The sequence below is a fragment of the Streptomyces sp. SCUT-3 genome (genome assembly GCF_014083985.1).
Lineage (GTDB): Bacteria > Actinomycetota > Actinomycetes > Streptomycetales > Streptomycetaceae > Streptomyces_H > Streptomyces_H thermolineatus.
Map to the genome: position 1 here is coordinate 275118 of NZ_CP046907.1, position 24457 is coordinate 299574.

At 75.8% G+C, this 24457-nt stretch carries 20 protein-coding genes and 2 pseudogenes; 7 read left to right on the forward strand and 15 right to left on the reverse strand.

Annotated features, from left to right (window positions below; genetic code table 11):
* Positions 1-129 precede the first annotated feature (129 nt).
* Both GQS52_RS01295 and GQS52_RS01300 read left to right on the forward strand, forming a co-directional pair.
* Positions 130-885 carry a Sir2 family NAD-dependent protein deacetylase gene (locus GQS52_RS01295; RefSeq protein ID WP_182311265.1) on the forward strand — a complete coding sequence of 252 codons (756 nt, stop codon included), beginning with the start codon at positions 130-132 and terminating at the stop codon, positions 883-885.
* A 185-nt stretch (positions 886-1070) separates the two neighbouring features.
* Entirely contained in the window at positions 1071-1946 is an 876-nt protein-coding gene (locus GQS52_RS01300; protein ID WP_182311266.1) for an undecaprenyl-diphosphate phosphatase, read from the forward strand.
* A 96-nt stretch (positions 1947-2042) separates the two neighbouring features.
* Here the strand turns inward: GQS52_RS01300 and GQS52_RS26950 are convergent, their stop codons facing one another.
* From GQS52_RS26950 to GQS52_RS01325, 6 genes and pseudogenes are all read right to left on the reverse strand, one after another.
* The gene (locus GQS52_RS26950; protein WP_220472724.1) at positions 2043-3044 is read right to left on the reverse strand and encodes a peptidoglycan recognition family protein; all 1002 of its coding nucleotides are present in this window, start codon (positions 3042-3044) and stop codon (positions 2043-2045) included.
* Between the two features lie 498 nt (positions 3045-3542).
* A pseudogene (locus GQS52_RS26955) lies at positions 3543-4025 on the reverse strand (hypothetical protein); the annotation flags it as partial.
* The gene (locus GQS52_RS01310; RefSeq protein ID WP_182311268.1) at positions 4015-5397 is read right to left on the reverse strand and encodes an FAD-dependent oxidoreductase; all 1383 of its coding nucleotides are present in this window, start codon (positions 5395-5397) and stop codon (positions 4015-4017) included. The pseudogene GQS52_RS26955 and the gene GQS52_RS01310, both read right to left, overlap by 11 nt.
* A gap of 61 nt (positions 5398-5458) precedes the next feature.
* The gene (locus tag GQS52_RS01315; RefSeq protein ID WP_182311269.1) at positions 5459-6166 is read right to left on the reverse strand and encodes a maleylpyruvate isomerase family mycothiol-dependent enzyme; all 708 of its coding nucleotides are present in this window, start codon (positions 6164-6166) and stop codon (positions 5459-5461) included.
* Positions 6166-7014: a fumarylacetoacetate hydrolase family protein gene (locus GQS52_RS01320; RefSeq protein WP_182311270.1), complete on the reverse strand. Its 849-nt coding sequence runs from the start codon at positions 7012-7014 to the stop codon at positions 6166-6168. Before GQS52_RS01320 ends, GQS52_RS01315 begins: the two co-directional genes overlap by 1 nt.
* Positions 7011-8180: a cupin domain-containing protein gene (locus GQS52_RS01325; RefSeq protein ID WP_182311271.1), complete on the reverse strand. Its 1170-nt coding sequence runs from the start codon at positions 8178-8180 to the stop codon at positions 7011-7013. Before GQS52_RS01325 ends, GQS52_RS01320 begins: the two co-directional genes overlap by 4 nt.
* A gap of 69 nt (positions 8181-8249) precedes the next feature.
* Between GQS52_RS01325 and GQS52_RS01330 the strand changes: the two genes are divergently transcribed.
* Positions 8250-9026 carry an IclR family transcriptional regulator gene (locus GQS52_RS01330; protein WP_182311272.1) on the forward strand — a complete coding sequence of 259 codons (777 nt, stop codon included), beginning with the start codon at positions 8250-8252 and terminating at the stop codon, positions 9024-9026.
* Positions 9027-9086: 60 nt separating this feature from the next.
* Here the strand turns inward: GQS52_RS01330 and GQS52_RS01335 are convergent, their stop codons facing one another.
* Complete coding sequence (locus GQS52_RS01335) at positions 9087-9710, reverse strand: flavin reductase family protein (RefSeq protein ID WP_182311273.1); 624 nt, start codon at positions 9708-9710, stop codon at positions 9087-9089.
* Between the two features lie 251 nt (positions 9711-9961).
* Between GQS52_RS01335 and GQS52_RS01340 the strand changes: the two genes are divergently transcribed.
* Both GQS52_RS01340 and GQS52_RS01345 read left to right on the forward strand, forming a co-directional pair.
* Positions 9962-10693, forward strand: coding sequence for a DsbA family oxidoreductase (locus GQS52_RS01340; RefSeq protein ID WP_182311274.1), 732 nt, complete (start codon positions 9962-9964; stop codon positions 10691-10693).
* Between the two features lie 143 nt (positions 10694-10836).
* Positions 10837-11550 carry a GntR family transcriptional regulator gene (locus GQS52_RS01345; protein ID WP_182311275.1) on the forward strand — a complete coding sequence of 238 codons (714 nt, stop codon included), beginning with the start codon at positions 10837-10839 and terminating at the stop codon, positions 11548-11550.
* 46 nt (positions 11551-11596) lie between these two features.
* Here GQS52_RS01345 and GQS52_RS01350 read toward each other — a convergent pair whose 3' ends face one another.
* The 6 genes and pseudogenes from GQS52_RS01350 to GQS52_RS01370 form a co-directional block, all read right to left on the reverse strand.
* Positions 11597-12274, reverse strand: coding sequence for an ABC transporter ATP-binding protein (locus tag GQS52_RS01350; protein WP_259371014.1), 678 nt, complete (start codon positions 12272-12274; stop codon positions 11597-11599).
* A gap of 115 nt (positions 12275-12389) precedes the next feature.
* Positions 12390-13394 (reverse strand): ABC transporter ATP-binding protein, encoded by a 1005-nt coding sequence (locus tag GQS52_RS01355; RefSeq protein WP_259370495.1) that lies wholly within the window; start codon positions 13392-13394, stop codon positions 12390-12392.
* The gene (locus GQS52_RS01360) at positions 13391-16219 is read right to left on the reverse strand and encodes an ABC transporter permease (protein WP_182311277.1); all 2829 of its coding nucleotides are present in this window, start codon (positions 16217-16219) and stop codon (positions 13391-13393) included. The genes GQS52_RS01355 and GQS52_RS01360 overlap by 4 nt, the downstream gene beginning before the upstream one ends.
* Before the next feature lies 1 nt (position 16220).
* Positions 16221-17249 carry an ABC transporter permease gene (locus tag GQS52_RS28305; protein ID WP_346268268.1) on the reverse strand — a complete coding sequence of 343 codons (1029 nt, stop codon included), beginning with the start codon at positions 17247-17249 and terminating at the stop codon, positions 16221-16223.
* A gap of 1136 nt (positions 17250-18385) precedes the next feature.
* A pseudogene (locus tag GQS52_RS28310) lies at positions 18386-19156 on the reverse strand (FtsX-like permease family protein); the annotation flags it as partial.
* A gap of 558 nt (positions 19157-19714) precedes the next feature.
* Positions 19715-20308, reverse strand: coding sequence for a GNAT family protein (locus tag GQS52_RS01370; RefSeq protein WP_182311279.1), 594 nt, complete (start codon positions 20306-20308; stop codon positions 19715-19717).
* 210 nt (positions 20309-20518) lie between these two features.
* On the opposite strand from GQS52_RS01370, the gene GQS52_RS01375 reads away from it, so the two are divergent.
* Complete coding sequence (locus GQS52_RS01375) at positions 20519-21163, forward strand: hypothetical protein (protein ID WP_259370496.1); 645 nt, start codon at positions 20519-20521, stop codon at positions 21161-21163.
* A gap of 36 nt (positions 21164-21199) precedes the next feature.
* Here the strand turns inward: GQS52_RS01375 and GQS52_RS01380 are convergent, their stop codons facing one another.
* Together GQS52_RS01380 and GQS52_RS01385 are read right to left on the reverse strand one after the other, a co-directional pair.
* A complete protein-coding gene (locus GQS52_RS01380) occupies positions 21200-21877 on the reverse strand; it encodes a 1,4-alpha-glucan branching protein (protein ID WP_182311280.1) in 678 nt (225 codons plus the stop codon).
* 90 nt (positions 21878-21967) lie between these two features.
* A complete protein-coding gene (locus GQS52_RS01385) occupies positions 21968-22990 on the reverse strand; it encodes a DMT family transporter (RefSeq protein ID WP_259370497.1) in 1023 nt (340 codons plus the stop codon).
* A gap of 37 nt (positions 22991-23027) precedes the next feature.
* On the opposite strand from GQS52_RS01385, the gene GQS52_RS01390 reads away from it, so the two are divergent.
* A complete protein-coding gene (locus GQS52_RS01390; RefSeq protein ID WP_182311282.1) occupies positions 23028-24443 on the forward strand; it encodes a PLP-dependent aminotransferase family protein in 1416 nt (471 codons plus the stop codon).
* Positions 24444-24457 lie beyond the last annotated feature (14 nt).

Here is a 24457-nt window from a genome sequence, read left to right on the forward strand (position 1 = left end):
CGGTGCTCCGGAAGGACAGCCGGCCTGCCTTCCCCGGACGCGGGCAAGCCCGGCGCCCCGGGCCCACAGGCCCCCCGGGGCTGCGGCCCCCGGGGAACACCGCGGTCGGCGCCGCCCTAGGCTGGTCGCATGGACGACGCTTCCACCGGCGGGAACGACGGCTCGCTGCCGCTGATCGCGGTGCTCACCGGGGCCGGGATCAGCACCGACTCGGGGATCCCGGACTACCGCGGCCCGCAGGGCGTGTGGCGGAGGAACCCGGAGGCCGAGCGCCTGGTCACCTACCAGGACTACATGGCCGATCCCGAGGTCCGGCGCGCCTCGTGGCTGGCGCGCCGCGACAATCCGGTCTGGCACGCCGAGCCCAACGCCGCACACCGGGCCCTCGCCGACCTGGAGCGGTCCGGGGTCCCGGTGAGGATCATCACCCAGAACGTGGACGGCCTGCACCAGAAGGCCGGCTCCGACCCCCGCAAGGTCCTCGAGCTGCACGGCACGCTGTTCGCCGTGGTCTGCACCTCCTGCGGTGCCCGCAGCACCATGCGCGAGGCGCTGGACCGGGTGGGGGCCGGGGAGCCCGACCCGGCGTGCCGGGCCTGCGGCGGCGTCCTGAAGTCGGCGACGGTGATGTTCGGGCAGGCCCTGGACGGCGAGGTGCTGCGGACCGCGGCGCACGTCGCGCAGGTCTGCGACTGGTTCCTGGCCGTCGGCAGCTCGCTGCAGGTCGAGCCGGCCGCGTCGCTGTGCCGGGTCGCGGCGGAGGCGGGCGCGAGGCTGGTGGTGGTCAACGCCGAGCCCACCCCCTACGACGACCTGGCGGCCGAGGTGGTCCGCGAGCCCATCGGCACGGCCCTGCCGGCCCTGCTGGAGCGCATCGCCGGTTGAACGGCGCCTCCGCGGGCCGGGACACGGCGGTGCCCTCCGGGACCTTCCGGGTGAACACGGGGCAACAACGCCGCATACGGAGCATGTACGGACCACCCGCGCGGAGGAGCCCGCCGGCGAAGGCCATAGAGTGCAATCCCTGCGATGCCCGCTCCACGATCTCTTAAGGACATGTGCACCCGGCCATGAGTTGGTTTGAGTCGTTCATTCTCGGACTGGTCCAGGGACTGACCGAGTTCCTCCCGATCTCCTCCAGCGCGCACCTGCGGCTGACCGCGTCGTTCGCCGGGTGGTCGGATCCCGGGGCGGCCTTCACCGCCATCACCCAGATCGGCACCGAGGCGGCCGTGCTGATCTACTTCCGCCGGGACATCGGGCGGATCGTGCTCGCCTGGTTCCGTTCCCTGCGCGACCGGGAGATGCGCCGCGACCCGGACGCGCGCATGGGCTGGCTGGTGATCGTCGGCAGCATCCCGATCGGCGTGCTGGGGCTCGCCTTCCAGGACACCATCGAGGGCCCGTTCCGCGACCTGCGGCTGATCGCCACCACGCTGATCGTGCTGGGCCTGGTGCTGGGCTACGCCGACTACCGCGCGGCCCAGCAGGAGAAGGGCGGGCGGCACCGGGCGGTCGTGGAGCGCAAGGAGCTGCACCACCTGAGCGTCAAGGACGGCCTGATATACGGCATGTGCCAGGCGATGGCGCTGATCCCGGGCGTCTCCCGCTCCGGCGCGACGATCAGCGGCGGCCTGTTCATGAACTACAGCCGCGCGTCCGCGGCCCGCTACTCCTTCCTGCTGGCGATCCCGGCCGTGCTGGCCTCGGGCGTCTTCGAGCTCAAGGACGTGGTCGAGCACCCGCACATCGACTGGGGGCCGGTGCTGCTGGCGACCGCGGTCGCGTTCGGCGTCGGCTACGCGGTCATCGCCTGGTTCATGAAGTTCATCACCACCAAGAGCTTCATGCCGTTCGTCATATACCGCGTGCTGCTCGGCATAGTGGTGTTCGTCCTGGTCGGGCTGGGCGTGCTGGACGCGGAGGCGGGCGCGACGGTGGGGTAGCCGCGGCCCCCGTACGACGGCGGTGCCCCCGGGTCCTCGACGGCCCGGGGGCACCGCCGTTCCGCGGCCCGGCGGCGGGCCGGTCGCGGCGGCGGGTCAGGCCCAGTACAGGCCGCGGGCGCGGCGGGTGTCGATGACGGCGGCGGCGGTGTCGTCCGGGGCGGCCGGGAAGTACGCGACCTCGAACTGCAGCTTCTCCGCCGCCCTGATGGACCCCTTGCCGGGGAAGTCCAGGAAGGACTTGCCGCCGCTCGTGCCGCGCTCGACGATGCCGCCGGTCCAGCGGCTGCCGTCCGCGCGCAGGTGGAAGAAGCGGCCCTGCACCGTACCGCCCGCCGGGGCCGTCAGGGTGAGCTGCACCAGCACGTCGTAGACCGTCGCGCCGGTCAGCAGGGTGGTCCTCTCCACGGGCAGGGTGGTCCACCCGCCCGGGGCCAGCTTGCGGTTGTCGGCGTCGTACAGGCCGATCGTCTTCGGCACGGGGTCCTCCTCGGCGTCGGGGGGGCCGTCCAGGCGGTCGCCGATCCGGGTGCGCATGGACGACATGGTGAAGCCCTTGGGGTCGACCTTGCCGGGCTGCCACTCCAGGTGGCCGATCACCGACCGCTCGGACCAGCCGTGGGCGCGGCAGACCGCGGCGGAGGCCTTCTCGATCGCCTCCAGTTGCGCGGCGGGCCACGGGTCCCTGCCGTCCCCGAGGTTGACGCACTCGAAGCCGTAGAACCGGGCGTTGCCGTCGGTGTTGGCCTCATTGTCCGCGGGCAGGGTGGCGGCCTCGTTGATCACGGCGCGCAGCACGTCGTCGTCGCCCAGGCCGGCGTGGTTGGCCCGCCCGTTGCCGACCAGGTACACCGTGCCGTCCTTGGCGATGACGCCGTGGCACAGCGGGCCGGGCAGCGAGCTGTGCCCCTCGTAGCACAGGCGCACGGAGGCGTCGGTGCCCTCGGTGACGGTGTGGTGGATCATCACCCCGTGCACCGGGCCCCACGCGCCCTTGCTGTTGCGGTTGTTGGTCCGCCAGGAGCGGTACTCGACGACCTTCAGGCCCTCGGCGCGCAGCGCCGCGACCAGCCGGTCGGCCGACAGTGGAGTGGCCATCACGCCTCCCGGGGCCGTCGGCGGGCGCGGACGCCGCGCGGCGGTCCGCCCGGTGACGGGTTCGAGGTGTTCGCTGTCATCGCCAGGCCTCCGTGGGGTCGAGGCCGCGCTCTCGGTGGCGCCGCCGGTCGGAGTCGGGATCACAGGGATCCTTCCCGCATTCGGAGCCTTTCGATCCGCCTCGCCGGAAGTTCCCCGCCGGCGCCGGGGCCGGTGCCGGGGCCGCCGCGCGGGGCGCGTGCGCCGCGGCGCACCCGCGGCGGCGGGGCGACCCTCCGACGGCCGGTCACGTGGCGGCCCGGGCCGCCTTCCCGACCCGCCGTCGGGCGGCCGTCCTCCGTCGCCGGGGCACGGAGCGTCCCGCTCCACGGTGTTCGGGGAGCGGGCCGCCGACGGTACCGTGACGGGCGGTGCCGCCGTCAGCCGAGCAGCCGGCCGCCCGAGGCCCCCCAGGGGGTGGCCGAGCGCGATGGCGCCGCGGGTGTTGACGGTCCCCGGGCCGATGCCCCACGCGTCCACGCAGGCCAGGGACTGGACGGCGAACGCCTCGTTCGGCTCGACCGCGGACACTCCGCGGCCCGCGATGCGTGCGACGGGGTCCAGTCCGATGCGGTCGGCCGCGTCCGCGGTGCCGAGGAGCAGGGCCGACGCTCCGTCACTCAGGGGTGAGGCGTTGCCCGCGGTGATGGTCCCGTCCGGGCGGAACGACGGCTTGAGCGCCGCCGATTCGGCCTCGTCGGTGCCGGGGCGGACGGTCTCGTCGCGGGTGAGTTCTGCGGCCGGGACGACCAGGTCGTCGTAGAACCCGTCGTCCCGGGCCGCTGCCCGATCCCGGCCGGGTCGAGGCCGGGGGTCTTGGACAGCACGCCGGTCAGGGCGGTGGCGGCCAGGTCGTCGGGGCGGACGCCGGCCGGCGCGCCGTTGAAGCGGCCGAACGGCGTCCGGGACGCCGCGTAGAGGTAGGCGCCGGTCACTGTGCAAGACCTCCGGCGAGCGCCGCGGCGCCCGCGCCGGCGCCGTCCTTCTCCGCGGCGTCCTCCTCCGCGCCGTCCTCGATCGCGGCCGAGGCGAGCGGGACGGGGGTGAACATGGGGGGCTCCTCGTCCGGGGTGAGCGCGGTGGGGCCGTACACCCAGTCGGTGAAGTGGTAGTCGTAGGTGTCCCGCGCCCGCATGATCGCGTTGCGCTGCAGCCGCTCGACCCCGCCGAGGTGCCACAGCTCGCCCCAGGCGCGCCCGGTCGTCAGGATCCGCCGGCAGTGCTCGACGCGGACCGCCTCGTAGGCGGCCAGGGCGGCGTCCCAGTCCGGCCGGACGTCGCCGTCGGCGGCGGTGGCGGTGGCGGTGGCGATGGGGGTGGCGGCGTGGCGGGCGTAGTGCTTGGCGAGCACCCAGCCGTCCTCGATCGCCATGATCGCGCCCTGCGCCATGTACTGCAGCGGCGGGTGGGCGGCGTCGCCGAGGAGGGCGATGCGCCCGTGCACCCAGGTCTCGATCGGGTCGCGGTCGAGCATCTGCCACCAGCGGTCCCGCCACATCAGCGGGATGCCCTTGCGCACGGTGTCGCAGGTGCCGGCGAAGGCCGCGTCGAGCTCGTCGGGCGTGCCCCAGTCCTCCTGGCCGGCCAGGGCCTTCGGGGACTCGAACACGGCGACCTGGTTGAACATCTCGCCGCCGCGCAGCGCGTACTGGACGAAGTGGCAGCGGGGGCCGACGTGGACGGTGACGTCCTTCTCCGCGACGCCGTTCTCCCGCACCTGCTCGATCGGGACGGCGGCCCGGTAGGCGACGTAGTCGGAGCTGACCACCTCGTCGCCGACCAGCTTGCGCCTCGCCACGGAGTGGAGTCCGTCGGCGGCGACGACCAGCGGCGCCTCCTCGGTCCGGCCGTCCTCGAGGCGGACCCGGGCCCCGGTCCCGGTGTTCTCGTAGTCGACGACCTTCCGGTCGGTCAGCAGCTCCACGTCGGCCCTGCGGCAGGCGCGCAGGAAGATGCCGTGCAGGTCGCTGCGGTGGATGACCATGTAGGGGAAGCCGTAGCGCCGCTCCAGGTCCCGCAGGTCGAGCCGGGTCAGCTCGCGGGAGTCGACCGCGTCGCGCATGACGATGTTCTCGGGGAGCACGCCCAGGCTCTTCGCCTCGTCGAGCAGGCCGTACTCGTCGAGGATGCGGGTGCAGTTGGGGGCGATCTGGATGCCCGCGCCGACCTCCCCGAACTCCTTGGCCCGCTCGAGGACGCGCACGCGCAGCCCCTCCCGGGCGAGGGCGAAGGCGGTGCTGAGGCCACCGATGCCGCCCCCGACGACGATCACGTCGGGCTTGCCGCCGGTGGAGGGTTCTGCAGGGTTCATCATCTCTTCCTCGGGAGTAGCAGGAGCCGCGGGGAGGGGTTGCGGGGGTCGCCGCGGGCGGGTGTCAGAGCCAGGCGGCCAGGGCCGGGGCGGGTCCGCCGTCGGGGGCGGTGGGGCCGCCGTCCCGTCCGGTGAGGTAGGCGGTGATCCTGTGGAGTTCCCCGGCGAGCGCGACCGGGTCCCCCTCGCCGGGGAGCTCCCAGCGGTCGCCGGTGTCCGTCGCCTCCAGGGTGAGGGCGGGGCCGGGGGCGGCGCCGCGCTTGCCGACGACGTCGTCGCACAGGGCGGCGAGGAAGTCTGCGGGCAGGTCGGCGAAGGACGGGCCGGCCGCCAGGTCGACCGCGTGCACGCACACCTCGCGCGAGCGCATCCACGGCAGTTCGGTCGCGGGCACGGTCCGGCCCTGCGCCGTCACGACGGACGACTTCCACTGCTCGTCGCCGAGCGCGGCCATCCCCTCCTCGAGGGCGTCCGCGGAGCGGCGCAGCCAGGCCGTCAGTTCGGCGGCCGGCATGCGGGCGCCGCACTCGATCCCGGCGGCGCGCTCCTCGGGGGAGGCGTACATCGGGGTCGGCTCGCCGGTGGCGGCCCAGTGGACGAGGTTGGACAGGGCGTCGGCGTTGGCCGCGACGTGGGCGACCACGTGCTTGCGGGTCCAGCCGGGCAGGGCGCTGGGGGCGTCCAGCCCGGCGTCGTCGAGGTCCGCCGCGCCGACGAGCAGGCCGGTGCCGAGCCGCGCCCAGCGGCGGGCGTCGTCGAAGGTCCGGGGCATCAGGCGGACTTCTCCTCTGCGACCTTGTTCTCCAGGCGCCCGAGGCCGTCGATCTCGGCGACGACGGTCTCGCCGCCCGTGAGGTAGCGCTGCGGCCTGCGGGCGTGGCCGACGCCGCCGGGGGTGCCGGTGGCGATGATGTCGCCGGGGTTGAGGCGGACGATCGTGGAGACGTACTCGACCAGGGCGACCGGGTCGAAGAGCAGGTCCGCGGTGGTGTCGGACTGCATGACCTCGCCGTCGACGGTCAGGCGGACGTCGAGGGCGGGGCGGACGCCGCCCGGCAGTTCGTCGGGGGTGACCAGGTACGGGCCGACGGGGGTGGTGGAGTCCCACATCTTGCCCTGGAGCCACTCGCGGGTGCGGAACTGCCAGTCGCGGCAGGTGATGTCGTTCAGGACGGTGAACCCGGCAATGGCCTGCTCGGCCTCCTCGCCGCGGGCGCGGCGCACGGGCGCGCCGACGACCACCGCGAGCTCGACCTCCCAGTCGAACTGCTCGGTCTCGTGCGGGCGGACGATGTCGTCGCCGGCGCCGACGAGCGCGTCGGCGAACTTGGCGAACAGGGTGGGGTACTCCGGCAGGTCCCGGCCCATCTCCTGGATGTGGTTGCGGTAGTTGAGGCCGACGCACACCACCTTGGACGGCCGCGGTACGACGGGGGCGAAGTCGGCGCCGGCCGCGGGGTACACGGTGGCGGTCGCGGGGGTCGCGGCGGCGGCCTTCCCCGCCCAGTCGTCCTGGGCGAGCAGGGTGCCCACGTCGGGGGTGCCGAGGTCGACGAGGACGTCGCCGTCGAGCTTCACGGCCCGGGTCGTTCCGTCGATCCGGACGGTCGCGAGCTTCATCGGGTGGTGGTTCCTTCCACGTGGGTGCGGTTGAGCCGGAGGGCCTCGAAGACCGGGGAGTCGCTGAACCGGAAGAGGTCCAGGGCCCCGGAGTCGGAGTCGGTGGAGCCGGCCTCGGAGCGGATCGAGAGCGGCTGCCAGGAGGGGACGACGAACAGGTCGCCGCGGGTCACGGTCCAGGACGTCTCCCCGACGGTGACGGTGCCGGAGCCGTCGAAGACCTGGTGGACCGACGATCCGGTCTCGCGCACCGGCGCGGTCTCGGCGCCCCGCGCGATGCGGTGCATCTCGGCCCGGACGGTGGGCAGCACGTCCGCGCCGGTGGCCGGGTCGCTGAACCGGACGGCGGCGTGGCCGGGCTCGACGGTGCCGCCGAAGCCCTCGGCCTCCAGGGCGAGCTGGTCGGCCAGGGCGCGGTCGGTGTGCTCCCAGCGGTAGGCGAGCAGCGGCGAGCCGGGGCCGGTGGTGCCGGCCGAGAGGGGCCGCAGGCCGGGGTGGCCCCACAGTCGCTCGGAGCGCGAGCGGTCGGGGGTGATCCGCTCGGCGTCGCTGATCCCGTCCCGGCCGAACTCGAAGAACTGGGTCTCGGTGGCGTACTGGAACGGGATGTCGAGGCCGTCGATCCAGGCCATCGGCTCGGAGGTGGCGTTGTGGTGGGCGTGCCAGTTCCACCCGGCCTGCGGGAGGAAGTCGCCGCGCCGCATGGCCACCGGGTCGCGTCCGACGACCGTCCACACGCCCTCGCCCTCGACGACGAACCGGAAGGCGTGCTGGGTGTGCCGGTGCTCCGGGGCGTCCTCGCCGGGCATGAGGTACTGGATGGCCGCCCACAGCGTCGGGGTGGCGAACGGCCTCCCGCCGAGGGAGGGGTTGGCCAGTGCGATGGCGCGGCGCTCGCCGCCGCGGCCGACGGGCACGAGGTCGCCGGCCCGGGCCGCCAGCTCCCGCAGCCGCTCCCAGCGCCACAGGTGCGGCACGGCGCGCGAGCGCGGGTGGGCCGGCATCAGGTCGCCGATCTCGGTCCACAGCGGGACGAGCAGCTCGCTCTCGAAACCCCGGTACAGCTCTTCGAGCGCCGGGGTGACCTCGGGCCGGTCCTCCCCGGAGACGGCCTGCAGGCGCACGGGGGATCCCGTGGCGGCGTCTGTGGTGGTGGTGTCAGTCACGGGTTCAGCATGCGTTGCGTTCTCTGTGAAGACATGTAGATTCTGTGGAGCAGAACAAGGGGAGCTCCGTTGGACAAGCCGCTCAAGACGCCGCCGCCGTACGCGATCGCCAGCGTCGACCACGCCCTCAGGACGGCGGCCATGCTGCAGCTGGAGGGCGGGCTGACCGTCTCGCAGGTCGCCGAGCGGCTGGGGGTGGCCCGGTCGACCGCGCACCGGCTGCTGGCGATGCTCGTCTACCGGGACTTCGCGGTGCAGGACGAGAACCGGGTCTACCACGCGGGCCCCGTGCTCGAGCTCGCCGCGCACTCCCGGTCGCAGGTGTCCCTGCTGCGGGCCGCCGCCCTGCCCCACCTGCGCAGGCTGGTCGACCTGCTGAACGAGACCGCCAACCTGAGCATCCGCACGGGCGACACGGTCCGGTTCATCGCCAGCGCGGAGTGCACTCAGGCGCTGCGCGTCGGCTCCAGGGAGGGCATGGTCTTCCCCGCCCACCGCACGACCGCCGGCCTGCTGCTCCTCGCCGGGCTCACCGACTCCGAGCTGGACGAGGTGTACGCCCCCGAGCGCCACCTCGACCGCCCCGGGGACCGCCCGGACCCGGCGGTGCTGCGCACCGAGCTGGCGCGCGTCGGCCGCAGCGGGTTCGCCGTGAACAAGGAACGCTCCGAACGCGGGCTCGTCGCCGTGGGGGTCCCGGTGCGCGGCAGGGACGGCACCGCGCAGGCGGGCCTGTCCGTGTCCATGCCCGGCGTGCGCTACGAGCCGCGCCGGCTCGAGTCGCTGGTCGCGACCCTGGAGGCCGCGGCCCGCGCCCTGGAGGCCGACCTCGCGACGGCGTACTGATCCGGGCGGCAGTGCCGGGCCGGGAGCGCCGGGCCGGGGGCACGGCCCGGCGCCGGGCGGTCAGCCGGCCGGGGTCGCGCCCGTCCCGGTCCACTCGTGGTAGGGGAGGCGCTTGATCTCCAGCACCTCGCCGAGGACGCCCCACTCGTTCTTGCCCATGCGGGTCAGCGGGCGCAGCTTGGTGATCTCGGGGTGGTCGCCGTCCAGCACGGCCTCGGAGACCGCGGCGTGCACGACCCGGCCGAAGACGACGGTGGAGTCCCCCAGCAGCACGGTGCTGTGCAGGCGACACTCCAGGGCGACCGGGGAGGCGGCCACCCTCGGCGGCCGCACCTTCCTGCCGGGCTCGCGGGCGATGCCCACCGCGTCGAACTCGCTCACCCCCGGCGGGAAGTCGGTGCCGGTGGCGTTGATCTGCTCGAACAGGTGCTCCGGGGCGAAGTTGACGGTGAACTCGCCGGTGGCCTCGATGTTGCGCAGGGAGTCCTTGCGGCCCACCGAGCTGAACTGGACGACGGGCGGGCTCGCGCAGGAGATGGTGAAGAACGAGTGCGGGGCCAGGTTGTCGACGCCGTCCGCGGACGTGGTGGACACCCAGGCGATGGGCCGCGGCACGACCGTCGAGGTCAGCAGCCGGTGGACCGCGGTCGCGTCCATGGCATCGGGATCGAACTCTTTTCGCATGCGGCCAGTATCCCGGCAGCCCGTTGCGCGGGCACCGGCGGGCGCGGCCGCCGCCCCGGCCTCCCGGAAGAGGCTGGTTTGACAGCCTTGAATATTCGCCCGCATGGTTGCTTCACGTCATTGAAGTTTTCAGATTGTCCGAATCGGTCCGGTCGGCGCCGGCCGGCACCACCGGCCCGGTACGCCGGACCGCCCGCGCGGCGCGGAGGGATCCTCCGTCCTGCGCCCCACACCCCGGAGGGAAACCGAACATGCGCGTCGAGGTATGGAGCGACATCGCCTGCCCCTGGTGCTACGTGGGCAAGGCCCGCTTCGAGAAGGCGCTGGCGGCCTTCCCGCACCGCGACGAGGTCGAGGTGGTGCACCGCTCCTTCGAGCTGGACCCGAACTTCCCCAAGGACGACGTCGGCCCCGTCGTCCCCCTGATCGCCAAGAAGTACGGCATCACGGAGGAGCAGGCGCAGGCCAACGAGCGCAACATCGGCGCGAACGCCGCCGCGGAGGGCCTGGAGTACCGCGCCGAGGGCCGCGACCACGGCAACACCTTCGACATGCACCGCCTGCTGCACTTCGCCGGGGAGCGGGGCCGGCGGGACGAGCTGATCTCCCTCCTCTACCGCGCGAACTTCGCCGGGGAGCGCTCCGTCTTCGGGGACGACGCCCACCTGGTGGAGCTGGCGGCCGCCGCCGGCCTCGACGCCGACGAGGCGCGCGCGGTGCTCGCCGACCCGGACCGGTACGCCGACGAGGTGCGCGCCGACGAGCGCGAGGCCGCGGCACTGGGCGCGACCGGCGTGCCGTTCTTCGTCCTCGACCGCAGGTACGGCATCTCCGGCGCCCAGCCCGCCGAGGTGTTCGCCCAGGCACTGGCCCGGGCCTGGGACGAACGCGCACCGCTGAAGACGATCGCCGACCCGGCGCGGCCCGGCGACGACGCGTCGGTGTGCGGCCCCGACGGCTGCGCGGTCCCCGGGCAGTCCTGACCCCCGCCCCCTCCCCCGGGCCGATCCTCCCCCGGGCCGCCGCAGCAGCCGGCGGCCCGGCTGGCCGCCCCGCGCCGGACAGGGCCCGCCTCTGCGCAACGTGAAATTGTAGGGTGGGACCACACATCCGTGGAGGGGAATCCATGAGCGAGCCCAGAAGCCGCCCACTCGTCTCGGTCCAGGCCCACCTGCGCGACCAGGTGGCCAACGCCCTCCGTGCCGCGCTGATCGCGGGCGAGCTCCAGCCCGGGGTCGTCTACTCCGCCCCCTCCCTCGCCTCCGAGTACGGCGTCTCCGCGACCCCCGTCCGCGAGGCCATGCTGGAGCTGGCGCGCGAGGGGCTGGTGGAGGCCGTGCGCAACAAGGGCTTCCGCGTGACCGAACTGTCCGAGCGGGACCTGGACGAGTTCACGGAGCTCCGCTCCCTGATCGAGATCCCGACCGTCGGCCGGGTGACCCGGTCGGCCGCGCGGGAGCAGCTGGAGGCACTGCGCCCCGTCGCCGAGGAGATCGTGGCCGCCGCGAAGGCCGGGGACCTCATCGGCTACCTGGAGGCGGACCGCCGCTTCCACCTCGGCCTGCTCTCCCTGGCCGGCAATGCCCGGCTCGTCGAAACGGTGGGCGACCTGCGCAAGCGCTCCCGGCTCTACGGCCTCGCCGACCTCGCGGAAGCAGGCGCGCTGGTGGCCTCCGCCCAGGAGCACACCGAACTGCTGGACATCATGCTCACCGGCGACGCGGAGGCCGCCGAGGCGTACATGCGCCGGCACCTGGCGCACGTGCGGTCCCTGTGGGCGGCGCAGCAGCAGGGGAAGCTCCGGAAGAACCCGCAGGTCCGGGAGCCGGGCGCCCGCTGACCGGGCCGCGGGCCGCCGACGGCCCGCGCACGGCGGGAGGCGGCGGTCACCGCAGGCCTTCCTCCGTGATCAGGCCGTCGCGCAGTTCCAGGACCCGGTCGGCGGCCGCGATCAGGCCGTCGTCGTGCGTGGCGACCAGGGCGGTGACGCCCTCGCCCGCTACGACGGCGCGCAGGAGTTCCGTCACCGCCGCGCGGGTCTCCGCGTCCAACTGCCCCGTCGGCTCGTCCGCGATCAGCAGCGCGGGCCGGTTCGCCAGCGCCCGGGCGACCGCCACCCGCTGCTGCTGGCCCCCGGAGAGCTCCCCGGGGCGCTGCTCGGCGTGGTCGCCCAGTCCGACCATCTCGAGCAGGAGCCGCACCCTCTCCTCGCGTTCGCGCCAGGGGGTCCGGCGCAGCCGCAGCGGCACGCCCACGTTCTCGGCGGCCGTCAGCACCGGGACGAGGCCGAAGGACTGGAATACGAAGCCGATGCGCTCGCGCCACAGGGCCGACAGTTGCTTCTCGCTCAGCCCGGTGAGCTCCACGCCGTCGAGGAGAACGCTTCCGGAGTCGGGCCGGTCGAGGCCGCCGACCAGGTTGAGCAGCGTCGTCTTGCCGGCCCCGGAGCGCCCTCTGACCGCGACGAGCTCGCCGCGCGGGACGTCGAGGTCCACCCCCCTCAGGGCGCGGACCGCGGTGCGGCCGCTGCCGTAGGTGCGCACCAGGCCGCGGACGGTGATCATCGTCTCCGGTGCCGGGCCCGGGGTGCTCCCCCGCCGGGCGGGGGTCTTCGCGTCGTGCGTGGCGGACATGCCCGTCATCTCCTTCCGAGGCAGGGGGGGCGCCGGCGCGGGCCGGTCAGTCGTCACCGGAACCGCCCGGACGGTCGGTGACGCGGTCCGGACGGTCGGCGACGCGGTCCGGGTGGACGGCGATGTGGTCCGGCCGGAGCGCGAGCCGGACCCGTTCCGCGATGCCCAGGGTCTCGGTGAACCCCCGGGGCAGCTGGAGGCGGCCGGCCCGGTCGACCGTGGCGTACTCCTGGGTGACGACGCGCTCCGCACCGTGCTCGTCGACCTCGGAGCGGAGCACCACCTCGGACGCGGCCCGCCCGTTGCGGACGGCGATCGCGCGGCGGACGGAGGAGGCGACCGCGGCGTCGTGGGTGACCACCACGACCGTGGTTCCCAGTTCCTCGTTCGCGGTCCGCAAGGAGGCGAGGACCTGCTCGGCGCCGGAGGAGTCCAGCTCGCCCGTGGGCTCGTCCGCCAGCAGCAGGGACGGCGAGTTCGCCAGGGCCACCGCGATCGCCGTGCGCTGCTGCTCGCCCCCGGACATGTGCCGCGGCAGGCGGTCGCGGCAGTGGCCGACGCCGAGCAGGTCCAGCAGCTCCCGGGCGCGCGCAGTCCGCTCGCGCCGACGCGTCCTCCTCCCGGCCAACTGCATCGGCAGCAGGACGTTCTGCTCCGCCGTCAGGTACGGCAGGAGGTTGCGCGAGGTCTCCTGCCGCACGAAGCCGACGACCTCCCGCCGGTAGCGCAGCCGTGAGGCGGCGTCCATGGCCAGCAGGTCGTGTCCGCCGACCCTGGCGGCACCGGCCGTCGGCACGTCGAGCCCCGCGAGGATGTTCAGCAGCGTCGACTTCCCGCTTCCTGAGGCCCCGACGAGGGCCGTCAGCTCGCCGTGCCCGATGAGCAGGTCGAGCCCTTGCAGCGCCTGCACCTCGACCCCCTCGGCGGTGAAGATCCGCACCAGCCGGTCGCAGACGACCAGCGCGTCCTGCCCGTAGCCGGGGCGTTCCCGGGCGGCCTCCGCACGTTGTTCCAGGTCCGCCAGCGTCGCCGGCACCGTCCGCTCCGTCACGTGTGCTCCTCGGTTCTCAACTCCGTGCCGGGGCCCCGCAGACCGCTCAGCCAGGTCTGGAGCGCCAGTACCGTGCAGGCCAGCACCAGCACGCCCGCCGGCGGCCACAGGAGCGTCCCCGGGTCGGGTGTCAGAACGGCCTGCACCGTGGCCCCCTTCCCGCGGGCGTCGGCGCTGAAGGCCAGGGCGGTCAGGTCCACGCCCGGGCGCAGCAGCAGGACGGCGGCGAGGCCGGTCAGGATCCCTCCCGCGGCCGCCAGCACGATCGGCGGGAGGGCTTCGAGGAAGGCCAGCGCGTGGGCCTGCCGCCGGCTCGTGCCCATGGTCCGCAGGCGTGCCAGCAGCGCCCGGCGGCCGGGGGCCGTCCGGAGCAGGGCCAGCAGCAGGGCCAGCGCGCCGTACCCGGCGCAGGCGGCGACGGCGGCGAGGTAGAGGAGCCGCGCGCCCGTCTGCAGCGGGGTGCTCTCGTACCGGGCCAGTTCCTCGGAGTACAGCTTCACGGCGAGGCCGGTCCCGGCCCCGCGGGCCGCGTCCCGCAGTCGCGCGCCGTCGAGGTGCGCGCCGCCGACCAGCAGCACGGTCGGCTCGGTGCCGTCGGTGCCGTCGGTGCCGTCGGTGCGGCCGGGGCCGTCGGGGCGCGACCGTGCCAGGGAGGCGGCCGAGACGACGGCGAAGTCCCCCTCGACGGCGGGTGCGGCGGCACGGACGGCCGCGGCGCGGATGCCGACGGACCCCGAGTCCGTCGCGACGGTGGCCGCCCCGCCGCCGAGGTCCTCGGCCAGGCCGGGCGAGACGACGGCCGGCAGCGGGCCGGTGCCGCCGTACCGGCCCAGGGCCGCCGCGGGGAAGCCGCCGCCGTCCGGCCCGGTGCGGGCAGCCAGCCGCGCGTACGAGGAGGGGTCGACTGCGACGAGGGCGAACGGGCGCGAGAAGCCGGCCGTGCGCAGCCCGTACTCGACGCGGACCGCGGCCGCCTCCTCCACCCCGTCCACCCGGCGGATCCGGGCCGCCAGCCCTTCCGGCAGCGAGGCGGGGGCCTCGATCCGGGCGTCGGCCCCGACGGCCGCCCGTGCGGCGCGTGAACGGCCGTCGGCAACCCCGGCCAGCACGGAGCCGCCGAACGAGGCGACCGTGAGGGCGACCAGCACGGCCGCCAGCGGCATCACGGCCGCGGCGGGGGCGCGGCCGGCACGGACGACGGCCAGGTGGACGACCGCTCCGGACAGGCGGTCCGTGGCGCGGGCGAGCAGCCGCAGGGGAATCGGGTGGATCCGCCGCAGCAGCAGCGCGGCCGCCGTGGCGATCAGGACCGGGGCGGCGGCGGTCAGCACGCCCGCGGACGCGCCGCTGCGGGACGCGGCCAGTGCGCCGGCCACGAGGACCACCACCGTCAGCTCCACGACCACGCGCCGGCGGGAGGGGCGCGCGGCGGTGAGGTCCTCGCGCGCGGCCGCCCACGGTGTGCGGTGGGCGACGACGGCCCGCAACGGCAGCGCCAGGCAGGCCGTGGCGGCCACCGCGGCACCCAGGAGGAGCGCCGCCGCCCACCGCCGGGACGGCACCAGCAGCAGGGCGCACAGCACGCCCGCGGCGGCCGCGGGAACGGCGACGACCGCGGTCTCGGCGGCCAGGAGGCGTGCGATGCCGGGCAGGCTGCCGCCGCGGGCGCGCAGCAGTGCCGTCTCGGTGCGGCGGCCGGCGGCCGCCAGCCCGCCGGCCATGAGCAGGACGACCGCGGCGACCGAGGCGACGCCGACGGCGGCGACGAGCACGAGTGGTCCGGCGGCCCGCCGCTCCGCGGCGAAGGCCGCCAGCAGGGCGTCGAGCCCGTCGCCGTCGACGACCGCTCCCTCCACGGGCGAGCGGGCCTGGAGCCGGGCCGCGTCCGAGCCGCCGCTCAGCGAGGCGAGGGCCCGCTGCGCTGCGGGGACCTCGTCCGGGGTCAGGTCCTCCAGCCGCAGCGGATGGTGCCAGAAGGCGACCGCTCCCCCCTCCAGGCGCAGCAGCGCCTCCCGGGCCCCGCCGCCGGACAGGAGCCCGAAGTGCCAGTAGCCCCTGGGATCGCCGCGGCCGGGCACCCACACCATGGCGGGGCCGCGCACGACCGGCACGGCCGTCCACAGCGCCGGCCGCGGGCCACGGGGTTCGACGGTCCCGGTGATCCGCACGGTCAGGGGCGCGCCGTCGACGGTCGCCAGGCGGACGGACGACCCGGCCTCCAGGCCCATCACCTCGGCGGTGCGGGCGGTGAGCACCGCCTCGACGACGTCGTCGCCCGGGGCCTCGGCGGGCAGCCGGCCGGTCACCGTCCTCAGGCCGGACAGCACCTCGCGCGGTGGGACGACGACGGTGGCGCGCGGGTCGAGCTGCGCCGGCCGGGGCAGTGCGCGGCCGAGCGTCGGCGCCGGGGTGCCGTTGCGCACCCCGTGCACGTCCGCGCCCGGCTGCGGCACCACCGGCGGGCGGACGACGTCGCGGAACGCCTCGGCGGTCGCGGCGAGTTCCGCGTCCGAGGGGACCGGGCTCCGCCCCGGCGAGGCGTCCCGGGCGAGGACGTCGGCGGTGACGGTCACGCTGCGCCGGTCGGCCTGTGCCCGTGCCAGCGCCTCCCGGAGCGCGCCGCTCTCGTAGGAGTCGACCGCGCGGGGCAGGGCGGCGAGGAGGAACGCGGTGACCATCACCAGTACCCCCGTCGCCAGGGCCTGCCCCGGCGCGGCCCGCAGCCGGGCGCGGATCCAGGGCACGGCGCCGGGCCCGGCCTCCCGGGGACGCGCGGCTCGGCGGGCCCTGCGGGCCGCGCCTTTCTCCGGGGCGGGGACGGGCACCTCAGGACGCTCCTTCCCGCAGGGCGGCGGCATCGGGGCGACGGCCGACGGCGGCCGCGGCGATCAGGGGGACCACGGCCACGACGGCCGCCAGGACGGCGACGAGACCGGGCGGGAGGACCACGACGGCCTCCGGGACGGGGCGTGCGGCGCCGTCGGTCAGGACGGTCAGCGGCACGAGGAGGTGGGCCAGGAACGTACCGAGCACGACACCGGCGGAGACCGTCGCCGCGGCCAGCAGTCCGTACTCGGCGGCGACGGCGGCCCTGATCCGGCGGTGGCGGACGCCCAGGGCGCGCAGGACGGTGAACTCGTCCGCGCGTTCGCGCAGGGAGCCGAGGGCGGCGACCGCGAGGCCCGCGGCGGCCAGGGCCGCCGCGGCCGTGGCGACGGCCGGCAGGGCCGCCCGCGGTCCCGCCCCGAGCGGGTCGGTGGCCGACTCGTGCGCCCGTTCGTCCCGGACGAGCAGCGAGACGCCGTCCGGCCGGGCCCGCAGCACGGCGGCGACCGACCGGGCCTCACCAGGTTCGGCGGCCAGCCACCACTCGCCGGGCCGGAGCCCGCCGGCGGAGCGGGCGAGCAGGGCCCGGTTGACGGCGTCCAGGTCCAGCAGCACCGCTCCCCCGGCGGCGTCGGGTCCGTGCGTCGGCGCGGTCGGCAGGCTGCGCACGGAGCCCGTGACGCGCACGGTGAGCCGGGCCCCGGGGATTTCGAGGACGGCCGTTCCGCCGACCCCGGTCCCGGTGGCCTCCAGGAAGGCGTCGGTGGCGACCGCGGAGATCTCGGCCCCCCGCCCGGGGCGGGCCCCGGCGCCGAGGTGTTCTCCGGGCCGGTGGCGGCCCGCAGGGTCACCGTGCCCAGGGTGCGGTCGAGGCCTGCCGGGACGGGGGGTTCCGCCCCGGTGCCGTAGGCCGCGCGCAGGACGGCCCCCGCACCGCCGACGACGGGGGTCCCCGCCTCCGCGGCCGTCCGCCCGCTGCCCGGCGAGGGGCGGAAGTCGGGGTCGTCGACCGTCGCCTCGGCGGCCCACCGCGCCCGCGGCGGAACCGGGACGTCCTCGACGCCGCCCTCGGCGGTGACGGCCCGCAGCGCGGTGACGGTCAGCCGGCGCTGCTCCGGCTCCTGCGGCAGCGGACGGCTCGCCCGCAGCTGCGTCAGCCGCAGCGGCCCGGCGGGGGTGCCGAACGGGCCGGCCGCCCCGGAGAGGTCCAGCCGCAGCACGCGGGCCTCACCGTCGGCGGCCAGATCACCTGCGGCGAAGGTGTACGGCACGCCGTAACGGTCCTGGACGACAGCGGTGAGGCTTTCGGGCGCCGGGCCGCGGACGCGGCGGCCGTCGGCGCCCGCGGCCTCCAGGCGGACGGTGATCCGCAGCTGCCGCGCACCGTCCGGCAGGACGAAGCCCTCCGCGGCGTCCGCGCGCGGACGGCCCGGGTGCAGCGGTTCGAGAAGCTGCCGCAGCGGACGGTCCGCCTGGTCGTGCCGCATCCGCACCACTTCCGCCGCGCGGGCCGTGTCCATCGCCAGCACGGTGGCCGTGCGGCCGCCGGGCAGCGCCACCTGCGTCCGCGCCGCCGGGGTGAGCGCCTCGATGCCCGGCACCGCGTCGTACACCCCGCCCTGTCCGAACCCGGGGGTCGTGGTGCCGGTGACCCGCAGGTCGGCACCGGTCTCGAAGTCGGCCCGGTCGGCCAGGGAACGGTCCCGGCTCGCGCCCTGCCCGGCGGAGAGGGTGATCGTCGCCACGGCCAGCACCCCCAGCAGCAGCGTGCCCGCGAACCGCCCCGGCCTCCGCGCCGCCTGCCACCGCGCCAGGGCCGGCCCCCGGGACCGCCGCGCGGACCACCCGGCCAGCCGGGCGGCCGGCGGCAGCAGCCGGACCACCAGTACCGCCCCGGCCAGCAGGCAGCACGCCGGAACCGCCACCAGCAGCGGGTCCGCGCCCGGAGTACCGCCGTCGGCCACCTCCTGCGACGCCTGCCAGTACGTCACCGCCGCGACGGCCAGCAGCGCCACGTCCGCCCCGGCCCGCACCGCGGCGTTGAGCGCCGGCCGCCGGACCCTGACCGTGCCCTCGTCGGCGGGCGCACCCCTGCGGCGCAGTTCCGGCGCGACCAGCGCACCGACGCACACCCCGGCGGCGGCTGCGGCCAGGGCCCAGGACGTGCCGGACACCGGTCCGGCGACCCGCAGGCCCGCCACCGCCTGCGACCCGTGCCCGGCCAGACGTACCAACGGCCCGGCCAGCACCACGGCCGCCGCCGCGGCCGGGGCCACCAGGAGCAGCGCCTCACCGACCGCCACCGCGGCCAGCTGCCGGCGCGACGCCCCGCGGGCCCGCAAAAGGGTCCTCTCCGCCGAGCGTTCCCCGGCCAGCACCCCGGCGACCAGCAACAGCGCGACCCCCGCCAGGACCACCAGCTGCAGTGCGCCGGCCAGCAGTGCGGAACGGCTCGCCGCCAGTGACCGTTCCACCTCGGACAGCAGGCCGGGCAGGCCGGTGGCCACCTGCACGCCCTCGCCCTGCTCCCCGCCGTCCAGCCGCTCGGCCGCCTCCTGCGCGCCCGCGCGCAACCGGTCGACGTGCCCGGCCGTCGCCGTCGAGAAGTCCGCGCGCGCCTGCCAGGACCTCTCCGCCGGGGCGACGCGCCCGGAGGCGAACACCGAGGGGTCGGTGAGCAGGGGCCCGTAGGTCGTGAAGACGGAGAAGCCGACCCCGCGTCCGCCCAGCGGGTCGAGCCTCCAGTACAGCGCGTCCCGGTCGGCCGGCCGGTAGACCCCGGTCACCCGGATCCGCAGGTCCGGGCCGCCGCGCCGGTCGGCGAGGACCACCCGGTCCCCGGGGCCCACCCGCAGCCGCCGCGCCGCGGCCTCGGGCACGGCTACGGGGACGTCCTCCCCCGCCGAGGGCCGGCCGGGAACCTGCCCGGACACCATCTCCACCCGGGAGGTGTCGAGCGTGGCCAGCCTTGTCAGGTCCGGGCGGTCGTCACCGGCCGCGGCCGCACCGCCCCCGTCGCCGCCCGGGCCGTCCGCGTCGTCCGGGGTGCGCGTGCCGCTTCCGCCCGGCAGTTCGAAGGGGCCCGAACGGGTGCTGGACCCGACGTGCACCGGCAGCCCGCCGTAGGCGGCTTGCGCGGCCGCGCGCACGGCTGCGTCCAGTTCCTCCAGGTCCCGCCCCTCGACGTCCGCGTCCACTTCCAGCAGCGCCCGCGACGCCGACCGGTCCCCGAGGGCACGACGCACACCGGCGTCGGCGACCGCATCGCCGTACGCCCCGAGCGCGGCCAGTACACAGCTCGTCAGGACCACGGTGAGCAGCGCGACCGCCAGCAGCGACCGGTAGGCGCGCGCCCTGAGCAGGACGAATCCCGTCACCCCGACCCCCGTTCGAGCGGCGTCCCCGTCCCCGGGCCGCCCGTAGTGTTGTGCGAGGTTAACGAACCGACCGTTCGAACGTCCAGAACTTCCTTGTTCCTCGATGCAGCCGGGGGCCTACGACGGCCGCGGGCCTCCCGCCGCCTCCGGCCGGTGCGCCCGCCGGTGCGCCCGCCACTCCGGGGCGAGGACCGACCAGACCTCCATGTCGTGCCGCTTCCCCCTGTAGAGGTAGCTCTCCCGCAGCACGCCCTCCCTGGTCATCCCCAGCCGCCGGGCGACGGCGATGCTCGGCCCGTTCGCCGACGAGACGTGCCACTCGACGCGGTGGATGCCCCGCTCCTCGACGGCCCAGTCGACGAGCACGCGCACGGCCCTGGTCACCAGTCCCCTGCCGGCCGCGGACGGCTCCAGCCAGCAGCCCGCCTCGGCGACGCCGTTCTCCACGTCCATCGTCCGCAGGAGGACCCCGCCGACCAGCTTGCCGTCCACCCGGATGCCGTGGACGCACCCGGCGTCGGCGGCGGCCTTCTCCGCGTACGCCCGCAGGTACGAGCGGCTCGACTCCAGGTCCGTGACGACGTCCGGCAGCCCGACGTACTGCCCGATGAACTCCCGCCCCCGGTCCATGTGGGCCAGGAACTCCTCCGCCTGCCACGGTTCGAGGGGGCGCAGCTCCGCGCCGTCGTCGCCCAGGGATGTCGCGTACATCGTCGTCCTCGTCGTCCTTCGTCGCCGGAGCCGGTCCGCACTGCGACGGGATCCTCCCACGGCGGGGCGCGGGCGTCCGCGGAATACGGCCGGCGGATTCCCCACCTGCCGATTCCCACCTGCCGATTCCCACCTGCGGTTTCCGCACCGAACCAGGTACGGGGAGGCCGCCCTTCCGACATGATCGCCTTCATGCCGGACACTTCATCGATGACGTACGCACGGGTGGGCGCGGTCCTCCACGGGATCGGCATGATCTCCGAGGAGAGGATGCGCGGCGTCCTGGAGGAAGCCGCCTCCTACGCGCACGAGGAACTGGACCACTACGAGGCGGCCTGCGCCCTCGAGGAGTTCGGCGTGGCGGTCTCGGTCCACGCCGACGACATCGACTCCATCCACCACGACTACGCGTCCCTGCTGGACGATGCCCTCCGGGTCGCCGGCAACAAGGTCGCCATCACCGACGTGCGGCTCGTCGAGGGCGAGGGCCCCCTCGAGAACGGCCGTTTCGACAAGCTGGAGTTCCGGCGCAACGGCAGGCTCGTGTCCGTCCCCGCCGAGCACTTCGCGGACGACTACTACGACCAGGGGGCGGCCTGCGACGCCGTCGCCGAGACCGCCGCCGACGACGACCCCCGCGCGTGGCACTGGGTCGAGTTCGAGCACAAGCCGCACGCCGGCCACGACAGCATCATGGTCCTCGCCACGCCGGAGCAGCTGAAGGCGCTGCACGAGCACCTGGGTTTCACGTTCCCCGACTCGGACGGCTGGCAGGCCCCCGCGGACCCGCCGACGGTGCGCCGCGCCCGGGGTGACATACAGCGAAACGATCCGGGGGCGCCCGGCCCCCGGTGACCGGACCGGGCGGCCCCGGCGGGGCGCCGGCCGCCGCTACCCGGCGGCGTGGACGACGGCGAACAGGGCGCGTGCCGCGGTGCCGTCCGGCATCAGCCAGCCGGCGGTGACGTCGCCCGGGGCCTGCCCCGCGGGGGCGGACGGCTCGTCCCGCAGCGGTTCGAGGACGCGGTTCACCCGGAGGGTCAGCCGGCCCGGCCCGGTGGCGGCGCCCCGCGCGTGGACGTCGGTGCCGTGCGGCCCGTCGGTGACGTCCGTGACCTCGGCGGGACTCAGGGGCCCGGCTCCGGTGAAACGGGCGGTGACGGTCGGGTCGGGGGTGTTGCTGATGCTCTGCTGCTGCGGCTCGGCCTCGCCGTCGAGGAGGGCGAACAGCCGGGCGAGGAGGACCGGGTCGTGGACGCCGTCGTAGATCCACCGGCGGCCCAGCACGCCGTGCTCGGAGGTTCCGACGAGCGCGTGCTCGGCGCCGTCGAGCGGGGCCCCGCGGTAGGTCAGCGGCACCTGGTAGGCGACGGGCCGGTCCCCGGACTCGTCGACGGCCACCATGAACTCGATGCCGACCTCGCCCTGCGGGTCGTCGAGCCGGAAGCCGCCGGCCCGGGCCAGCCGCGGTTCACCGCCCGCGCCGAGGTACCAGGGCCGCCCGGGGAGCCACGGGGCGAGGAGTTCCAGCTTGGTGGGCTTCATCGTGGTGCGGTGGATGACGGACATGTCGCAGTGCCTCTCCCGTTTTTCACGCGTCCCGTGGGTGCGTGGTCATCCTGCCACCCGGACCGGGCCTCCGTGCCCGAACGGGAGGTCTCAGCGGACCGGCCGGTCTCCTCGGCCGGGCGGTCCGGCGGTGTCCGGGGCGGCCGTCCGCGACCGGGCGCCCGCCGCGCCCCGCTCCGTGGCCGCTCCCCGCTCCGTGGCCGCGTCCCGCTCCGTGGCCGCGGGCGCGGCGCGGCCCGGACGGGTGCGCACGGCGGCGCCGGCGCAGGCGATCACGGCGAGACCGCCGAGGACGGTGGGCCAGGTGATCCGTTCGTTCAGGAGCAGCGCGGCCCAGCAGATGCTCATCACCGGCTGGACGAGCTGCGTCTGGCCGACCTGCGCCATCGGGCCGGCCGCGAGCCCGCGGTACCAGGCGAAGAAGCCGAGGAACATGCTCACCGCCCCGAGGTAGGCGAACGCGGCCCACTCGGCCGGGGTGCCGGTCGGGGGGTGCTGCGACATCGAGACGCCCGCGAGGACGGCCATCACCGGGGCGGAGAGCACGAGCGCCCAGGAGATGGTCTGCCAGGCGCCGAGTTCGCGGGCGAGGAGCCCGCCCTCCGCGTAGCCGGCGCCGGCCGCGACGACGGCTCCGAGCAGGAGCAGGTCGGACCGGTGGAGGCCGCCGGGTCCGCCGCCCCGTACCGAGGCGAACGCGACCGCGGCGATAGCGCCGACGGCCGCCGCGGCCCAGAACGGGGCCGGGGGGCGTTCGTGCCCGCGGAGCACGGCCGCCACCGCGGTCGCGGCCGGCAGGAGTGCGATCACGACGGCGCCGTGGGCGGCCGGGGCGGTGGTCAGCGCGTAGGAGGTCAGCACGGGGAAGCCGACGACCACGCCGGCGGCGACGACCGCCAGCCGGAGCCAGTGGGCGCCGCGGGGCGGGCGCTGCCCCGTGGCCGCCAGCGCGGCGGCCGCGAGCAGCGCGGCGACCACCGCGCGGCCGGATCCGACGAACAGCGGCGACATCCCGCCGCCCCCGACGGCGACCCGGGTGAACGGGACGGTGAACGAGAACGCCGCGACCCCGAGCAGGCCCCACCGGAGACCGGTGCGGGAGGTGGATAGCACCGGTGTCGCATGACGGGTAGCGCTACTGTTGCTCTTCATGGACAACGGTAGCAGTTCGAGGATCGTCGCCGGGCTCCGCGCGTGGATGGAGACGGCCGCGCCGGGCGCGAGGCTGCCGTCCACACGGGCGCTGACCGCGCAGTACGGAGCAAGCCCGGTCACGGTGCAGAAGGCACTGCGGACCCTGGCCGCGCAGGGGGCGGTGGAGACCCGGCCCGGCGTGGGGACCTTCGTCCGCGCGGTCCGCGCGGCCCGCCCGAACGACTACGGGTGGCAGACCGCGGCGCTCGGGGCGCCGCGGAACCGCGTTCCGCAGCTGTCCACGGCGCTGCGGACCGTCCAGAACGACGTGATCGCGCTGCACTCGGGCTACCCGGACCGGGAACTGCTGCCCGAGCGCCTGGTGCGGGCCGCGTTCGCCCGTGCGGCCCGCGGCGACACCGCCGTCGGCCGCCCGCCGGCCGCGGGACTTCCCGAGCTGCAGGCGTGGTTCGCGGCCGAGCTCGGCGCCGCGGCGCCGGCCGGGGTCGCGCCGCCGTCGCCGGGCGACGTCGTCGTGTTCCCCGGCAGCCAGAGCGGCCTCAGCACCGTCTTCCGCGCCCTCGTCGGCGCGGGCCGCCCGCTGCTGGTGGAGTCACCGACCTACTGGGGGGCGATCCTCGCCGCCGCGCAGGCGGGCGTGCGGCTCGTGCCCGTCCCCAGCGGGGCGCACGGCCCCGACCAGGACGAGCTGGCGCGGGCGTTCGAGCAGACCGGGGCTCGGGCCTTCTACGCCCAGCCGAACTTCGCCAACCCCACCGGCGCCCAGTGGCCGCCCGGCCTGGCCGACCGGGTCCTCGGCATCGTCCGCGAGCACGGCGCATTCCTGATCGAGGACGACTGGGCGCACGACTTCGGCATCACCGCCGACCCGGTCCCGGTCGCCGCCCGGGACGACAGCGGGCACGTCGTCCACCTGCGTTCCCTGACCAAGAGCGTCTCCCCGGCCGTCCGCATCGCCGGGGTGGTCGCCCGCGGCCCGGCGCGGACGCGTCTCCTCGCCGACGCCCAGGCCGAGTCCGTGTACGTCAGCGGCGTCCTCCAGGCCGTCGCGCTCAACGTCGTCACCCAGTCCGCCTGGCGCACGCACCTGCGGAGCCTGCGTCACCGGCTCGCCGCCCGCCGGGACCTCCTCGTCGGAGCGCTCCGGGAGCACGCCCCCACCGCCCGCGTCGAAGCCGTGCCGCAGGGAGGGCTGAACCTGTGGGTCCGGCTGCCGGACGCCACCGACCTGGCGCGGCTCGTCCGGGACTGCGAGGAGGCCGGAGTCGTCGTGGCCCCCGGCAACGAGTGGTTCCCCGCCGAGCCGACCGGTGCCTACCTCCGGCTCAACTACTCGGGGCCGAATCCCGGCGCCTTCCCGGACGGCGCGCGCGTCATCGGGCAGGCACTCGCACGCCGGCAGGGGCGGTAGCGGTCGCGGCGGGC

Bases quoted from the DNA above. Each gene is read 5' to 3' on its own strand.
- GQS52_RS01295 (WP_182311265.1), top strand. From the start codon at position 130: ATGGACGACGCTTCCACCGGCGGGAACGACGGCTCGCTGCCGCTGATC.
- GQS52_RS01300 (WP_182311266.1), top strand. From the start codon at position 1,071: ATGAGTTGGTTTGAGTCGTTCATTCTCGGACTGGTCCAGGGACTGACC.
- GQS52_RS26950 (WP_220472724.1), bottom strand. From the start codon at position 3,044: ATGGCCACTCCACTGTCGGCCGACCGGCTGGTCGCGGCGCTGCGCGCC.
- GQS52_RS01310 (WP_182311268.1), bottom strand. From the start codon at position 5,397: ATGATGAACCCTGCAGAACCCTCCACCGGCGGCAAGCCCGACGTGATC.
- GQS52_RS01315 (WP_182311269.1), bottom strand. From the start codon at position 6,166: ATGCCCCGGACCTTCGACGACGCCCGCCGCTGGGCGCGGCTCGGCACC.
- GQS52_RS01320 (WP_182311270.1), bottom strand. From the start codon at position 7,014: ATGAAGCTCGCGACCGTCCGGATCGACGGAACGACCCGGGCCGTGAAG.
- GQS52_RS01335 (WP_182311273.1), bottom strand. From the start codon at position 9,710: ATGCGAAAAGAGTTCGATCCCGATGCCATGGACGCGACCGCGGTCCAC.
- GQS52_RS01340 (WP_182311274.1), top strand. From the start codon at position 9,962: ATGCGCGTCGAGGTATGGAGCGACATCGCCTGCCCCTGGTGCTACGTG.
- GQS52_RS01345 (WP_182311275.1), top strand. From the start codon at position 10,837: ATGAGCGAGCCCAGAAGCCGCCCACTCGTCTCGGTCCAGGCCCACCTG.
- GQS52_RS01350 (WP_259371014.1), bottom strand. From the start codon at position 12,274: ATGATCACCGTCCGCGGCCTGGTGCGCACCTACGGCAGCGGCCGCACC.
- GQS52_RS01370 (WP_182311279.1), bottom strand. From the start codon at position 20,308: ATGTACGCGACATCCCTGGGCGACGACGGCGCGGAGCTGCGCCCCCTC.
- GQS52_RS01375 (WP_259370496.1), top strand. From the start codon at position 20,519: ATGACGTACGCACGGGTGGGCGCGGTCCTCCACGGGATCGGCATGATC.
- GQS52_RS01380 (WP_182311280.1), bottom strand. From the start codon at position 21,877: ATGTCCGTCATCCACCGCACCACGATGAAGCCCACCAAGCTGGAACTC.
- GQS52_RS01390 (WP_182311282.1), top strand. From the start codon at position 23,028: ATGGACAACGGTAGCAGTTCGAGGATCGTCGCCGGGCTCCGCGCGTGG.